The 14,164-nt window shown below is 45.4% G+C and carries 15 protein-coding genes; all 15 read right to left on the bottom strand.

All coding sequences use genetic code 11. The features are described from left to right. Window positions 1-3: 3 nt before the first annotated feature. Window positions 4-657 carry an O-methyltransferase gene (locus V756_RS0112265; RefSeq protein ID WP_024714910.1) on the bottom strand — a complete coding sequence of 218 codons (654 nt, stop codon included), beginning with the start codon at window positions 655-657 and terminating at the stop codon, window positions 4-6. Between the two features lie 151 nt (window positions 658-808). Further along, entirely contained in the window at window positions 809-1,891 is a 1,083-nt protein-coding gene (gene mltG / locus V756_RS0112260; RefSeq protein WP_024714909.1) for an endolytic transglycosylase MltG, read from the bottom strand. A gap of 141 nt (window positions 1,892-2,032) precedes the next feature. Then, a complete protein-coding gene (locus tag V756_RS0112255; protein WP_024714908.1) occupies window positions 2,033-2,314 on the bottom strand; it encodes a DUF1292 domain-containing protein in 282 nt (93 codons plus the stop codon). A gap of 17 nt (window positions 2,315-2,331) precedes the next feature. Then, complete coding sequence (gene ruvX, locus V756_RS0112250; protein ID WP_024714907.1) at window positions 2,332-2,748, bottom strand: Holliday junction resolvase RuvX; 417 nt, start codon at window positions 2,746-2,748, stop codon at window positions 2,332-2,334. 3 nt (window positions 2,749-2,751) lie between these two features. Next, window positions 2,752-3,018: an IreB family regulatory phosphoprotein gene (locus V756_RS0112245; protein ID WP_003225903.1), complete on the bottom strand. Its 267-nt coding sequence runs from the start codon at window positions 3,016-3,018 to the stop codon at window positions 2,752-2,754. Between the two features lie 84 nt (window positions 3,019-3,102). Then, window positions 3,103-5,739, bottom strand: coding sequence for an alanine--tRNA ligase (gene alaS, locus V756_RS0112240; RefSeq protein ID WP_024714906.1), 2,637 nt, complete (start codon window positions 5,737-5,739; stop codon window positions 3,103-3,105). A 337-nt stretch (window positions 5,740-6,076) separates the two neighbouring features. Next, window positions 6,077-7,138, bottom strand: coding sequence for an AI-2E family transporter (locus V756_RS0112235; protein WP_024714905.1), 1,062 nt, complete (start codon window positions 7,136-7,138; stop codon window positions 6,077-6,079). A 96-nt stretch (window positions 7,139-7,234) separates the two neighbouring features. Continuing rightward, the gene (locus tag V756_RS01000000122315; protein ID WP_003225895.1) at window positions 7,235-7,366 is read right to left on the bottom strand and encodes a YrzQ family protein; all 132 of its coding nucleotides are present in this window, start codon (window positions 7,364-7,366) and stop codon (window positions 7,235-7,237) included. Window positions 7,367-7,387: 21 nt separating this feature from the next. Next, window positions 7,388-7,579: a YrzR-like zinc ribbon domain gene (locus tag V756_RS0112225; RefSeq protein ID WP_003225893.1), complete on the bottom strand. Its 192-nt coding sequence runs from the start codon at window positions 7,577-7,579 to the stop codon at window positions 7,388-7,390. 11 nt (window positions 7,580-7,590) lie between these two features. Further along, window positions 7,591-8,115 carry a PRC-barrel domain-containing protein gene (locus V756_RS0112220; RefSeq protein ID WP_081719854.1) on the bottom strand — a complete coding sequence of 175 codons (525 nt, stop codon included), beginning with the start codon at window positions 8,113-8,115 and terminating at the stop codon, window positions 7,591-7,593. Between the two features lie 34 nt (window positions 8,116-8,149). Then, complete coding sequence (gene recD2 / locus V756_RS0112215; RefSeq protein ID WP_024714903.1) at window positions 8,150-10,546, bottom strand: SF1B family DNA helicase RecD2; 2,397 nt, start codon at window positions 10,544-10,546, stop codon at window positions 8,150-8,152. 24 nt (window positions 10,547-10,570) lie between these two features. Continuing rightward, window positions 10,571-11,191 (bottom strand): tetratricopeptide repeat protein, encoded by a 621-nt coding sequence (locus V756_RS0112210; protein WP_255210041.1) that lies wholly within the window; start codon window positions 11,189-11,191, stop codon window positions 10,571-10,573. Between the two features lie 85 nt (window positions 11,192-11,276). Beyond that, on the bottom strand, window positions 11,277-12,392 hold the full coding sequence (mnmA, locus tag V756_RS0112205; RefSeq protein WP_024714901.1) for a tRNA 2-thiouridine(34) synthase MnmA: 1,116 nt from the start codon (window positions 12,390-12,392) through the stop codon (window positions 11,277-11,279). Between the two features lie 27 nt (window positions 12,393-12,419). Further along, window positions 12,420-13,562, bottom strand: a complete 1,143-nt coding sequence (locus V756_RS0112200) for a cysteine desulfurase family protein (RefSeq protein WP_024714900.1) — start codon at window positions 13,560-13,562, stop codon at window positions 12,420-12,422. Window positions 13,563-13,580: 18 nt separating this feature from the next. Then, window positions 13,581-13,997: a cysteine metabolism transcriptional regulator CymR gene (cymR, locus tag V756_RS0112195; protein WP_003225879.1), complete on the bottom strand. Its 417-nt coding sequence runs from the start codon at window positions 13,995-13,997 to the stop codon at window positions 13,581-13,583. Window positions 13,998-14,164 lie beyond the last annotated feature (167 nt).

Genomic DNA, 14,164 nt, shown 5'->3' with positions numbered 1-14,164 from the left:
CGTTCACCTCTTCTTTTTACTAATCGCAAGTCCGTCCCCGACAGGAATAATCGCAGTTTGATAATCCGGATGATTCATCAGCCAATGATTATATTCATCAATTTTTGTGATAAGCCTGCGTCTTCTTTTCGGTTCTATTTTGCTGTAATCCTCTGCCACCAGACCTTTAAACAGCACGTTGTCCGTTAAAATCACCCCGTCTGGTGAAAGCATCGGTTCATATAAATGAAAAAAGTTTTGATACTGGCCTTTTGCAGCGTCAATAAAAATGACATCGTAAGGCGCAGTTACATGAACGGCGTCGCCTAATTCAAGCGCGTCTCCGTAGAAAACATGAATCCGGTCATCAAGCTGAAATTCCTTGATATTGTTTACCGCTTCTTCATGCCGCTTCTCATTGCGTTCAATTGTATATATTTCAGCAGATGGCAGCTCCATCGCCATTCGAATGGCGGAATAACCAATGGCCGTTCCGATTTCAAGTATTTTTTTCGGCTGTTTCACAGACAAAATTTGAAGCAGCACCTCCATGCCCGCTTTTTCCATGATCGGGACATGATGTTCTTCTGCATATGCTTCAAGCTTCTTCACGTTTTCCGGCCGAGGCTTCAATAATGCTTCTATATAGTCATTTATTTGTTCATACCGGTCAGTCACAACAAACAGCCTCCCGTTCTAAAAAGGAGTGCCCCAGTCTTTTACACAGGACACTCTCTGAATGCATCATGATACATCGGTAAACAACCCGATATATTTTATCATAAATCCTTACGGAAAGCGAATAAAAGGAGAGCTTTTTGCTCTCCTTTTATTTCTCACTTTTTGAGGAAATGTATTTTTCTTTTGCTTTATTATGCTCTTTTAGCGTTTTTGTAAATACGACCTCACCATTTGACTTTGCTAAGAAGTACAGATAGTCCGTTTGATCTGGATTCAGCGCCGCTTCCCATGATGACAAGCCGGCGTTGGCAATCGGCCCTGGCGTCAGTCCCGTGTTTTTATACGTATTATACGGCGAATCGAGTTCCAGATCCTTATAAAGAACCCGATCTTTATGCTTGCCGGCCGCATACAGGACGGTCGGATCTGTTTGGAGCGGCATTTTCTTCTTCAGACGGTTATAAAAGACGCTCGCAATTTTATGGCGGTCGGCTTTTTCAGTCGCTTCTTCCTCTATCAAAGAAGCCATCGTCAGCAGCTTATGCACAGAAAGTTTCTTTTTCTTCATTTCTGATTTGTAGGTTTCCACATAAGAATTTGTCTGTTCGATCATTGCCTTGATCATGTCGTCAAGTGACGTGTCCGGATCGTTAAAAGGGTATGTAGCCGGGAATAGGTACCCTTCCAGCGGATGCTTAATGTTCTTATTGAAAACATCGTTTGTCACAGTGTCCGGGAATTCTTTCTTCAGCTGATTGATAAATGTTTTATCGTCCAGCTTCTCTAACACTTGTTTTTTAGAGTATTTTGTTTCATCAGCAATAGCTGCCGCGATTTGGGTCAGCTGAGCTCCCTCAGTCACCGTAATTTGAAAGGCGTAGCTTGTAGCCCCGCTTGTCAGCTTATGAATAATCGCGTCTAAATCCATCCCTTTATTCAGGTGGTAGTATCCCGCCTGAAACCCGGAGGCACCTTTATATTTCACATAATACTGAAATGCCTTCTCGCTTTTTATAACATCGTTTTTCTTTAATATCGATGCGATGGCCGAAACAGACGAGCCGCTCGGAATGTTAATGTTCACTGTCGTTTCACTGTCTTTTTCTACAGGTTCAAGCAATGATTTCCCATATAAAAATGCCCCGCCAATGATGAGAAGCAGCACAATAATGGAAGACAGTACGATTCTTTTTTTATTAAAAAATGATTTTTTTTGCTGATTGATATACATTAGGTCTCCTCCCATCAGCTCTTATACTACATGATTCATTGTATTTCGGCAATTTATTACAAAAAAAGGGCGAAAGAGGCCTTCATACAGCAGAAAAAAAGCCGGAGCATTTTGGCTCCGGCTTTGGTCTTACGCGGTGTTTTATTCTTCGTCTTCGTTCGCTAAAAACGTGTTGAGTGTTTCTTCGATCATGTCCCATTCCTCGTCAGTTTCGATTGGGAACAGCTCACCGTTTTCACCGTCTTCGTTTGGCGTGAAGCTGGAAGCAAGAATTTCTACTTCTTCGTCATCTTTTGTTTCGATAGGGTAGTACAGCACATAAGACTTGCCAAACTCTTCGTTTTCAAATGTAAACAGCACTTCACAAAGCTGTTCATTTCCTTGTTCATCAACAATTGTAATATTTTTTTCGCCGTGTTCCATTTTCTTCACCTCTGGCTTTAATTTAAGCTGTCAAGATATCCTTGCAAAATCATAACAGCCGCCATTTTATCAATGACTTTTTTTCGTTTTTGCCTGCTGACATCAGCTGCAATCAGCATTTTTTCAGCCGCCATTGTGGTAAGACGCTCGTCCCACAGCACAACAGGAACATTGTACGTTGTTTCAAGCACTTTAGCAAATATTTGGCTGGCTTCGCCTCTCGGGCCGACTGTTCCGTTCATATTCTTAGGAAAGCCGAGCACGATTTTATCTATAGTATAGTCCTTTATCAGTTCAGATAAACGAGATAAACCATAATCGCCTTCCGCTTCATTTATCTTTATGGTCTCAATGCCTTGAGCAGTCCAGCCCATTTCATCGCTCAGAGCAACACCGAGTGTTTTGGTTCCTAAATCGAGTCCTAATATTCTCATTCTTTACGCCTCTTTATGCTGTTCTAAATAAGACTTCACCAATTCCTCGATTAATTCGTCTCTTTCAAGTTTCCGAATTAAATTGCGAGCGTCACGATGCCTAGGAATATAAGCGGGATCACCTGACAGCAAGTATCCGACAATCTGATTGATTGGATTGTAGCCCTTTTCCTGAAGCGCGTCATATACTGTAATCAGCACCTCATTTACGTTAGTCTCAGCAGAATCATCGGAGAAATTAAATTTCATCGTTTTATCAAACGAGCTCACCGTTTTGCACCTCTTTCCCAAATTCGCAGGCAAAGTTCAGCCTGGGGTCCTAATCTTACCATCATTCTACACTACATGGGCAAATTATAAAACGGATTTCACCCAATCTTCTACAGAAGCCAAAGCTTCTTCCAATTGTTCCGGCTGTTTGCCGCCTGCCTGCGCCATATCCGGACGGCCGCCTCCCCCTCCGCCGCAAACTTCCGCAGCTTGTTTAACCAGCTTGCCGGCATGAAGGCCTTTCTCAATGAGATCCTTCGTTACCCCGGCAGAGATGTTGACTTTATCGTTTTGTACCGCACCCAGTACGATCACCGCAGACCCAAGCTTTGCTTTGAGTTCATCCACCATCGTGCGGAGGTGGTTCATGTCTTTCGCATTTACTTTTTCCGCAAGCACATTCACGCCGTTAACTTCTTTTACTTTCGTGAGGATCGCTCCTGCTTCCACGTTGCCGAGTTTCGCTAGAAGAGATTCATTCTCTCTTTGCGCTTCCTTCAGTTCTGTCTGCAGAGCCGCAACCCGTTTCGGCACTTCTTTGATATTTGTTTTCAGCTCGTCAGCAGCCTGCTTCAATACAGAAATCTGGCTGTTCATTTCGACGTAAGCGCCTTGTCCTGTTACAGCTTCAATCCGTCTCGTTCCCGCTCCGATTCCAGATTCAGAAACGATTTTAAACAGGCCGATTTCCGCTGTATTTCTGACGTGGCAGCCGCCGCACAGCTCTAAGCTGTACTCTCCTACTTGAACGACCCGGACAATATCGCCGTATTTTTCGCCGAACAGAGCCATAGCGCCCATTTCTTTTGCTTCAGCAATCGGTTTTAAATCAATGCTGACCGGAATGCTCGCCCAGATCTTTTCGTTTACGATTCTTTCGATTTGTTCAAGCTCTTCTTTTGTCACTTGGCCAAAATGCGAGAAGTCAAAACGAAGACGGTTTTCAGTCACAAGAGATCCCGCCTGATTGACATGGGTTCCAAGAACGTCTTTCAATGCTTGATGCAGTAAATGTGTTGCCGTATGGTTTTTAATGACGCCGCTTCTCATATGGTCTTCAACTTCAGCGGTCACTTGCAGGCCTTTTTGTACAGTTCCGCTTTCCACAACACCTTCATGAACATGCTGGCCGTTCGGCGCTTTTTGGACATCTTTAATTCTTACCACTGCCTGTTCGCTGCGGAGATAGCCTTTATCACCGATTTGGCCGCCGCTTTCCGCATAGAACGGTGTTTCATCAAGAATGATTTGAACGCTTTCTCCTTCATGAGCCTCTTCGATTAATTGGCCGTCCTGAAGAAGCACAATGACATTGGCATCAGCCTTGGTTTGAGCGTAGCCGACAAATGTGCTTTCGTCGGTCACGTCGCGCAATGCACCGCCCTGCACCTGCATGCTGCCGACATCTTGGCGTGCGTTTCTTGCCCTTTCACGCTGCTGGTTCATTTCTTCTTCAAATCCTTGATGGTCAACCGTCATGTTTTCGTCTTCCGCGTATTCTTCAGTCAGCTCAACCGGGAATCCGTACGTATCGTACAGCTTAAACACATCCGCGCCTGAAATCACGCTGCTGCCCTTGTCTTTTTCTTTTTTGATCATTTCCGACAGGATGGCAAGCCCTTCATTAAGGGTTTCGTGGAAGCGCTCTTCCTCAGTTTTGATCACTTTTGCGATGAAGTCCCCTTTTTCTTTCACTTCAGGATAGAAATCAGCCATGACTTCAGCGACAACCGGCACTAAATCGAACATGAACGGACGGTGGATGTTGATCGTTTTGGCATAACGCACGGCCCGGCGCAACAAGCGTCTTAACACATAGCCGCGGCCTTCGTTTGATGGAAGAGCCCCGTCACTGACGGCAAAAGCAACCGTTCTGATGTGGTCGGCAATCACTTTAAACGCCGTGTCTTTTACATTGTCTTTGCCGTATGATTCACCAGAAATAGATTCTGTAGCTTTGATGATCGGAACAAACAAATCAGTATCAAAGTTTGTCGGAACATTCTGGATGACAGATACCATTCGTTCAAGCCCCATACCCGTATCAATGTTTTTCTTCGGAAGCGGCGTGTAGGTCCCGTCAGGATTATGGTTGAACTCAGAGAACACTAGGTTCCATACTTCCAGGTAACGGTCATTTTCTCCGCCTGGGTAAAGCTCCGGATCGTCCGGATCATTACCGTATGCTTCACCGCGGTCGTAGAAGATCTCCGTGTTCGGTCCGCTCGGCCCTTCACCGATATCCCAGAAGTTCCCTTCCAGACGGATAATTCTTTCTTCAGGAATACCGATTTTTTTCGACCAGAACTCATACGCCTCTTCATCTTCAGGGTGAACCGTAACAGAGAGAAGCTCCTCGTCGAAGCCGATCCACTTGTCACTCGTTAAAAACTCCCAAGCCCATGTAATGGCTTCTTCTTTGAAATAATCGCCGATAGAAAAATTCCCAAGCATTTCAAAGAATGTATGATGGCGCGCGGTTTTACCTACATTTTCTATATCGTTTGTTCTGATCGCTTTTTGAGCGTTTACGATTCTTGGATTTTCCGGAACGACACGGCCGTCAAAATATTTTTTTAGCGTCGCAACACCGCTGTTGATCCAAAGCAGTGAAGGATCCTCATGCGGCACTAGTGACGCGCTTGGCTCAACCGCATGTCCTTTTTCTTTAAAGAAATCCAAAAACATTTGACGCACTTCCGCAGAAGTTAAGTGTTTCATTGTATGTCCTCCTCTATAAAAATCGAAATTCTCTTCAGTGACAGCAAAAAAGCCCTCCCCCTATGCAAACCACACGTTTACACAGGGACGAGAGCTGTCTCGCGGTACCACCCTGATTACGGGCCTTGCTCAGCATTCGCCCGTCACCTTTTACCCTGTAACGCAGGATGTGCGGCAGTGATTAACTGCACTCAGGATTAGCTTCCTCCGATCTTCTGATAAAGCTCCTTTCAGCTTACGGAGCTTCTCTCTTTAACAGGGCTTCGGCGTACTCAGATCCGTCACTAGAGATTCGTATGTATTCTACGAGAAATTATAGACAAGCTGCACGCCAATGTCAATGCTCCGTCCTCATCCGCAAAAAATGGATCATCATCACTTTTAAAACTGCCGTCGCCGGAACAGCCAAAATCATTCCGACGATTCCCGCAAGCTCTCCTCCGGCAAGGAGTGCAAGCATGATGACGACCGGATGCATTTTAAGGCTTCTGCCGACAATGAACGGACTGAGGATATTTCCTTCCATAAACTGCAGAATAAACACTGTGATCACCACAACCAGAACCGCCTTCACTGAGATGGTCATTGCGATTAAAAGTGCAGGAACCGCTCCAATGAAAGGGCCAAAATACGGGATGACATTCGTTACTCCAGAAATAAGGCCTAAGATCAGCGGATACGGAAGCCCGAATATCCAGAAGGTAATGCCCGCGATCACCCCGAGAATCAAGCAGACAAGAAGCTGGCCGCGGATATAATCGCCAAGGGAGTCGTCCACATCCCGCAAAAAGGCGCTGCCCCGCTTTCTCCATGACTTCGGAGTCAAGTACCATACCGTCTTTTTCATTAAGTCAATGTCCTTTACCATATAAAACACGAGAAAAGGAATGGTTGCCGCAATCAAGAAATAATCGAGCACGTTGCGGATTCCGCTGATTGTACCTTCTATCGCCCCCGCAAAAAACGCCTCGGTCTGGCGGATCATGTTATCGATTCGGTGATGCATGCCGTCAGGCCAGTCATCCGTATGGTTATGCACATGAAGAAGGAGCCCGTTATACGTTTCGGCAAACAGAGGTATATTTTCTGATAAATCCGTCAGCTGGACAATTAAAACAGGAACCCCTTTGTACAGCGCCCAGCCAATTCCGCCAAAGAAAATCACATAAATCACCAAGATGCTCAAAGTCCTCGGCAGTCCTTTGTCGTGCAGCCACTCTGTGACCGGAAGCAATAAATAAGAAATAAAAATAGAAATAACCAAGGGAATAAAAATTGTTTTGATGACAAGCCAAAATGGCGACCATAACATATCAAGCATAAAAAAGACGTAAACCGTCAACAGGACCAGCAAACAAATGGCAACCCACAATAAAAGCTGCACCGGTTTTTGAAGCATCTGATTTCACCTCTTCTATATCTTTTGAGGAATGGTGTGAATTATTCTCTTCCTTATAACAAAAAGGATACTCCTCGAAGAGTATCCTTTTTCGCGTTAAAACATTTTCGTTATTCTTCTTCTCATCCGTTTCATGCTTCGATTATTCAGCATGTCGGATTGAGTCGCCATTCGATATACGAGAGCTCCGGCTCCCAATGCCAAAAGAGAAGTCATCGTCCGATTCATCCTGCGCATCTCCTTTCATCATTAAAAATTGATGCTGCGTTCATCCTCAGAAAACAAATCATCCAAGCTGCTTAACGTTCCGTCTTCTTCCACCTGATGAGTTGCAATTTTCCCTTTCGCCACTGTCAGTTCAATAAAACAGCCCCAGCAATAATATTGGTTCACGCCGATTTTCCCGATATCCTTACTTTTGCAGTTCGGGCATATAAGCATATCTCACACCTCTATCCGTTCAGAACGATCTCGTCCTTCCGCACCTCGACAAGCGAATCCGCTCTTTGGATCTGGCGCTTGCTTCCCGCCAGGTCAGAAAAGAAACCGTCCGAGAGTTCATATGCTACAATTATGCCCCTGTCCAAACAAAAGTATACATCTTCCAGCATCCCCAATATATCCCCTTCTTGTGATTTCACAAACTTCATTTTCATCTGCTCATATGTGAAACACGATTTCGGAAGAGGCAGAAGCTGGTCTGAACTGACCGAGGCCAATATGCGGTCATCCAGAATGCAAGAGATATCACACGCCTGTAATAGGGCATGATGATGATGCAAAAAGCGTTTTTGTGCAAGAATAAACCCAAGACAATTTCCCTTCAGAGAAAAACAAATATCAGAAATTGTCCCGAGATAACAAGAAGTTCGTTCTGAGTATACTGGGAATCCTTCTACCTCATGGCATGTTCTCAAAGTGTGATCAACCACCTTTTGTTGAACAGGCTTAGGTTTTGCTTTGCACCTTTGACTCATACGATGAAAAAACTCCCGCTGACACGGGAGTTTTTTACAGCTGTTCTTCTTTCATAAAATCAAATGGCGTGATGCCTTCCATTCCTATATTGGCGTCGTGTACGCTGAACGGAAGCTCTTTTTGCAAAGCCTCGAGCTCGGCATCCATTTCCTCAATCTGTGCAGAAAGCCTGTTTCTCAGGGAAGTCTGTCTGACAGTCGCGTCATTATTTTTCACGCCCCACTCCAACGCCTCCTCTTCTCCGCATAAAATGAGAAATTTCTTCGCTCTTGTAATGGCGGTATAAAGAAGGTTTCTTCTGAGCATTCTATAGTAGCCCTTCACAACAGGCAAAACCACAATCGGAAATTCACTTCCCTGCGATTTATGAATAGAGCAGCAATATGCGTGGGTGAACTGGTTAAAATCTTTTTTCGTAAACGTCATTTCATTGCCGTCAAAAGAAACGACGGCCATATCTTCTTTTTCTGTATTTTCCTTCGCATAAAATATCGACGTAATTTCACCAATATCTCCGTTGAATACATTGTTTTCCGGCTGATTGACAAGCTGCAAAATTTTATCACCGGTTCTGTAGACTACATCCCCGAACTTGATTTCTCTCGGTTTTTCTTTAGGCGGATTTAATATGTCCTGCAGCATCACATTCAGTTCATTGATGCCGGCTTTCCCTCTGTACATGGGAGCGAGAACCTGAATGTCCTTTGCCGTATAGCCTTTTTTTAATGCATTGGCGACAACCTTCTCAACGACCTCTTTTATTTGCGAGCCTCCGCAGCGAATAAAGGAACGGTCTTTCGTCGGTGCAGTCAAATTGTTGGGCAGCAATCCTTCTTTCATCTGGTGGGCAAGCTCAACAATTGATGATCCCTCCGCCTGGCGGTAGATATCTGTCAGTCTCACAGTCGGGATCACCTGTGATGCCAAAAGGTCTCTCAGCACTTGGCCCGGACCGACAGAAGGCAGCTGGTCTTCGTCTCCGACTATGATAATTTGAATATGATCAGGGATCGCTTTAAACAAATGGTTCGCCAGCCATATATCAAGCATGCTGGCTTCATCGATAATTAACAGCTTCCCTTCGATCGGCTGATCCTCTGTATGGGTGAAGCCCTCAGCGCCGTTCCAGCCAAGCAGCCTGTGAATCGTGACTGCCGGGAGACCGGTTGATTCACTCATCCGTTTCGCCGCTCTTCCTGTCGGTGCGGCCAATACAATCGGGAAAGCTTCATCCTTTTTATAAGCTGACGGGTCCAGAGACACACCGTGAAGTTCTCCGTACAGTTCAACAATCCCTCTGATGACCGTCGTTTTTCCTGTTCCTGGGCCTCCCGTTAAAAGAAGCATCGGTGAAGAAAGAGCTTTTTGAATCGCTTCCTTCTGGCTCGGGGCATACTGAACATTCATCCGTTCTTCCAGTTCCCCCAAAGCGAGCAGAAATTCCGATTCCGGAAACTGGTCGTCATATTCGGTTTGGCTTGCGATATGTTTCACACGCTTTGCAACGTTTTGTTCCGCGTAAAACAGCGATGGAAAATAACAGCGGCCATCCTCTATGACAATGTCTTTATTTTCTCCAAGGGCAATTATTGCGTTAGCGGCATCCATTTCTGTGATGCGCTCTCCTTCCCTTGCTGACTGGTTTAACAATGATTGGGTGTCGATAATCAGCTTTTCCGTTTCTATGTACGTATGTCCTTCAGACAAACAAGTCGTTTCAAGCGTGTACAAAATGGCGGCTTTTATCCGCTCTGGATGATTCCCAGAAAGTCCCATTCTGCCGCCAAGCTCATCCGCTTTCCCAAATCCAATGCCTTCTACATCCTTCACAAGCTGATATGGGTTTTCCTGAATCTTTTCAAGCGTTTCGGATTCATAGGCCTGATAGATTTTCATAGACAGCTGCGGGCCGAAGCCAAACTGATTCAAGGAAATCATGATTTGCTCAAGTCCCTGATGCCGCTGCAAGGCGCCGGCTAACGTATCTGCTTTCTTTTTTGAGAGCTTCGGAACATCATAAAGCACTGAAGCATCGGCTAAAATTTTATTAATCGCGCTGTCGCCCAGCTTTTTCACAATTTCTTCGGCTGTTTTTTTGCCGATTCCCTCGAACAAATCACTCGATAAATACTGAATAATGCCTTCCTTAGTCGTCGGTATTTCTTTTTTGAAATGCTCCGCTTGAAATTGGAGCCCGAACTTCGGATGGGTTACGATCTTTCCGTAAAACGTGTACGTCTCCTCTTCTTGAAGCGCAGGGAAGTAGCCCGTCACGGATACGGCTTTATCTTCAATGGCCTCGGAGGTTTCTATGACTTTCACTTTCAGAACCGTATATAAATTGGTGTCATTATGATAAATGACTGTGTTGACTGTCCCTTTTAAATAGGGCTCTTCCTCCATATGAAGCTGATCCGGATGCTGCTGCACGAGCTGTCCCTCCTCCTGTGCTTGTTATGATGGATCGATCAGTTTTTTTGCATGAAGCGCTAGCATATGATCTGGCTGAATATCGATCGCTTTGTCCAGCATTTCCAGCGCTTTTTCTCGATTTTCTTTATAAGCATAAGCAACACCGGCATTATAAAATGCATCAGCATGCCCGGGATCTTGATCTGTTACAGCTGTGAATTGGCTGAGCGCTTCGTCCAGCATGCCCTCGTTCGCTAAGCACATCCCGAATTGAAAGCGCGCTTCCGTATCATTTTCATTCAGTTCTACCGCTCTTTGTAAATAAGGCAGTGCAAGCTTAGGCTGTTCAAGTTTGACAAGCACCGTGCCGAGCATGTAAAACAGGTCGCCGTTTTCCATTCCGGCACGAAGCGCTTTTTCAAACATGTCTTTCGCTTCTTTGTACATTTCTTTTATAACATAGACATTTCCTGCTCCATAATAAGCAGTGGCTGCGCTATCGTCTAATTCAAGCGCTTTATCATAAAACGCAAGCGCACGTTCCAGCTCATTTACCGATGAAAGCAGGTTGGCAAAATTGATATACGGAATCGCGTCTGATTTATTTTCATCAATCGCTTTTGTAAAGGCCTCTGCCGCTTTCTCGTAATCGCCTTCCTGCATCGCCTCAATACCGAGTTGGTTATAATCCACCGATCATCTTCCTTTCATTAAAAAACCCCAACTCATTGTTGAGGTTTTTCATCTTTTATACGTACCACAATTTTGTTCCGTCTTTGTACACATCATCAATTGTTCCGCCGCCAAGGCACTCTTCGCTGTCATAGAAGACAACGGCTTGTCCCGGCGTAACAGCGCGGACTTGTTCGTCAAAGATGACTTCCGCTTCGCCTTCACCCGTCATGCGCACCGTTACTTTATGATCTTCTTGGCGGTAACGGAATTTAGCCGTGCAGGAAATCTCTTCGCCCTTCATGATATCCGGACGAACCCAGCTGATATTCGTTGCTGTAATTTTGTCGGAATAAAGAAGCGGGTTATGGAACCCTTGATCCACGTAGAGAATGTTCTTTTCAAGATCTTTGCCTACCGCAAACCACGGCTCGCCGCTCCCGCCGATGCCAAGGCCGTGCCGCTGTCCGATCGTGTAGTACATCAATCCGTCGTGGCGTCCTTTTACTTCTCCGTCCATCGTCACCATATCGCCCGGCTGTGCAGGGAGATATTGACTGAGGAACGTTTTGAAGTTGCGTTCGCCGATAAAACAAATACCCGTACTGTCTTTTTTCGTCGCTGTGGCAAGTTCTGCTTCTTTGGCAATTTCACGCACACGGCTCTTTTCAAGCTCGCCAATTGGGAACATGACTTTGCTCAGCGTATCTTCTGTCAGCTGATTCAAGAAGTATGTTTGATCCTTGTTTTCATCAATACCGCGCAGCATTCTGACTTTGCCGCCGCTTCTGTCTACTCTCGCATAGTGGCCAGTCGCGATATAGTCGGCGCCAAGTGACAGGGCATGCTCTAAAAATGCCTTGAATTTAATTTCTTTATTGCACAGCACATCCGGGTTTGGTGTTCTGCCTGCTTTATATTCATCAAGGAAGTATTGAAATACCTTCTCATAGTATTGCTTTTCAAAATTAACGGCATAGTACGGAATTCCGATTTGATTGCAAACGCGGATTACATCTTCATAATCCTCTGTCGCTGTGCAAAAACCGTCTTCGTCCGTATCATCCCAGTTTTTCATAAAGATTCCGATTACATCATAGCCCTGTTCTTTTAACAGCAGGGCTGTCACAGAGGAGTCCACTCCGCCGGACATGCCGACGACGACTCTTGTATCCTCCGGCCGTTTTTCCATTTTATTCACTCCAATAGCTAAGCCGCCTTATTGTGTCAGTCGTTTTACAACGTCAGCCACATGTTGGGCAGCGGTTTTCACTTGCTCAGCCGTATTGCCAAGGCCGAAGCTGATCCGAATTGAGGATGTCAGCCGGTCACTCTCGTCTCCAAACATCGCAGTCAGAACATGCGACGGCAGGACTGAGCCGGCCGTGCACGCTGATCCGCTCGAGACAGCGACTCCCGCCATATCAAGATTTACCAGCAGCGCTTCCACTGATACACCGGGGAAATAAAGATTCAGCACATGCGGCAGACTATGCTCTTTGTCACCGTTGAGCTCAAATGCCACACCTGCATGTTCAAGCGTGTCGGCAATGATGGTTTTAAACGATTGATACTTCTCGTTTTTTGCGCCCCGTTCCTCACTGGACAGCTTGATCGCTTCTTTCAGCCCGACGATGCCCGGAACATTTTCTGTTCCGGCACGGCGTTTTCTTTCTTGCTCTCCTCCGAATAAAAGCGGAGAAAGTTTTACATCTTTACTTGCATATAAAAAGCCTGTTCCTTTTGGCCCGTTGAGCTTGTGCCCCGAAACAGACAGAAGGTCAATATGGCTGTTTTTCACATCAATCGGCAAAAGCCCGAATGCCTGAACAGCATCGGTATGGAAGTAAGCCTGATGTTCCTTCAGCAGCTCACCGATTTCATCGATCGGCTGCACGGTTCCGACTTCATTATTTCCATACATCACTGTCACAAGGATTGTATCATCACGCAGTGCATCTTTCACCTGTTTTGCACTGACTCTTCCATTTTGATCAACGTCGAGATACGTTACTTCAAATCCGTCTTCCTCAAGCTTTTCACATGTGTGAAGCACAGCGTGGTGTTCAATTTTTGTCGTGATGATATGTTTGCCCAGCTCTTTTCTTGCAAGTGCGGTCCCCATGATAGCCAAGTTGTCGGCTTCAGTGCCCCCGCTTGTAAAAATGATCTCCTGCTCTGCCGCTCCGATTTCAGCTGCAATCTGCGCTCTTGCTTCGTCCACCCATTTCCGAGATTCTCTTCCAAATGAATGAATGCTGGATGGATTGCCGAAATTGCCGGAGAAATGCGGTATCATTTTTTCCAGCACACGCTCATCCATCGGGGATGTTGCGGCATGATCTAAATAAATCCGTTCCACTATGTTTACACCTCTGATCTAAATATAGAACATATAAGCTTCTTGCTCTCCATCTGTGTAGCTGGCAAGATCCTCTAATGTTGTGCTGTCTAAAACCTCTTTCACAGCATCCCGGATGCGAATCCAGAGCTCACGCTTGGCGGGCTCCTCATCTTCCAGCACTTCAACAGGACTGATCGGTCCTTCAAGCACACGGATAATATCTCCCGCCGTAATGGCATCCGGCTCGCTTCCCAATACATATCCCCCGTATGCGCCTCTGATGCTTTTCACTAAACCGGCATTTCTGAGCGGCGATACCAGCTGCTCTAAATAATGCTCGGACAAATTATTCGTCTGTGCGATGCTTTTTAATGAAGTCGGGCCCTCACCATGCTTTTTTGCAAGCTCGATCATAATGGTAAGCCCGTATCTTCCCTTAGTTGATATTTTCAACATGAACACCTCTGTTATTTCATGATTTTCCACATCTATAATGGTAATTTTCTATATGTTTCGTCCGTTTATAATCTAATAGACCAACTGTTATTATAACATACCTTTAGCGAATTTTCATTGAGGCAGGCGGAAACGGGCCTTTCCTCTTTTCTAATGTCCGATTT

It is taken from the genome of Bacillus tequilensis KCTC 13622 (assembly GCF_000507145.1).
Taxonomy (GTDB): Bacteria; Bacillota; Bacilli; order Bacillales; family Bacillaceae; genus Bacillus; species Bacillus tequilensis.
The sequence above is the reverse complement of the archived record's forward strand: the minus strand, read 5'-3'. Positions and strand labels throughout refer to the sequence as shown.

What these genes read in the sequence shown, in the direction of transcription:
- mltG (WP_024714909.1), bottom strand. Translation starts at nt 1,891, where the DNA reads ATGTATATCAATCAGCAAAAAAAATCATTTTTTAATAAAAAAAGAATC.
- V756_RS0112255 (WP_024714908.1), bottom strand. Translation starts at nt 2,314, where the DNA reads ATGGAACACGGCGAAAAAAATATTACAATTGTTGATGAACAAGGAAAT.
- ruvX (WP_024714907.1), bottom strand. Translation starts at nt 2,748, where the DNA reads ATGAGAATATTAGGACTCGATTTAGGAACCAAAACACTCGGTGTTGCT.
- alaS (WP_024714906.1), bottom strand. Translation starts at nt 5,739, where the DNA reads ATGAAACACTTAACTTCTGCGGAAGTGCGTCAAATGTTTTTGGATTTC.
- V756_RS0112235 (WP_024714905.1), bottom strand. Translation starts at nt 7,138, where the DNA reads ATGCTTCAAAAACCGGTGCAGCTTTTATTGTGGGTTGCCATTTGTTTG.
- V756_RS01000000122315 (WP_003225895.1), bottom strand. Translation starts at nt 7,366, where the DNA reads ATGAATCGGACGATGACTTCTCTTTTGGCATTGGGAGCCGGAGCTCTC.
- V756_RS0112225 (WP_003225893.1), bottom strand. Translation starts at nt 7,579, where the DNA reads ATGCTTATATGCCCGAACTGCAAAAGTAAGGATATCGGGAAAATCGGC.
- V756_RS0112220 (WP_081719854.1), bottom strand. Translation starts at nt 8,115, where the DNA reads ATGAGTCAAAGGTGCAAAGCAAAACCTAAGCCTGTTCAACAAAAGGTG.
- V756_RS0112210 (WP_255210041.1), bottom strand. Translation starts at nt 11,191, where the DNA reads ATGCAGGAAGGCGATTACGAGAAAGCGGCAGAGGCCTTTACAAAAGCG.
- mnmA (WP_024714901.1), bottom strand. Translation starts at nt 12,392, where the DNA reads ATGGAAAAACGGCCGGAGGATACAAGAGTCGTCGTCGGCATGTCCGGC.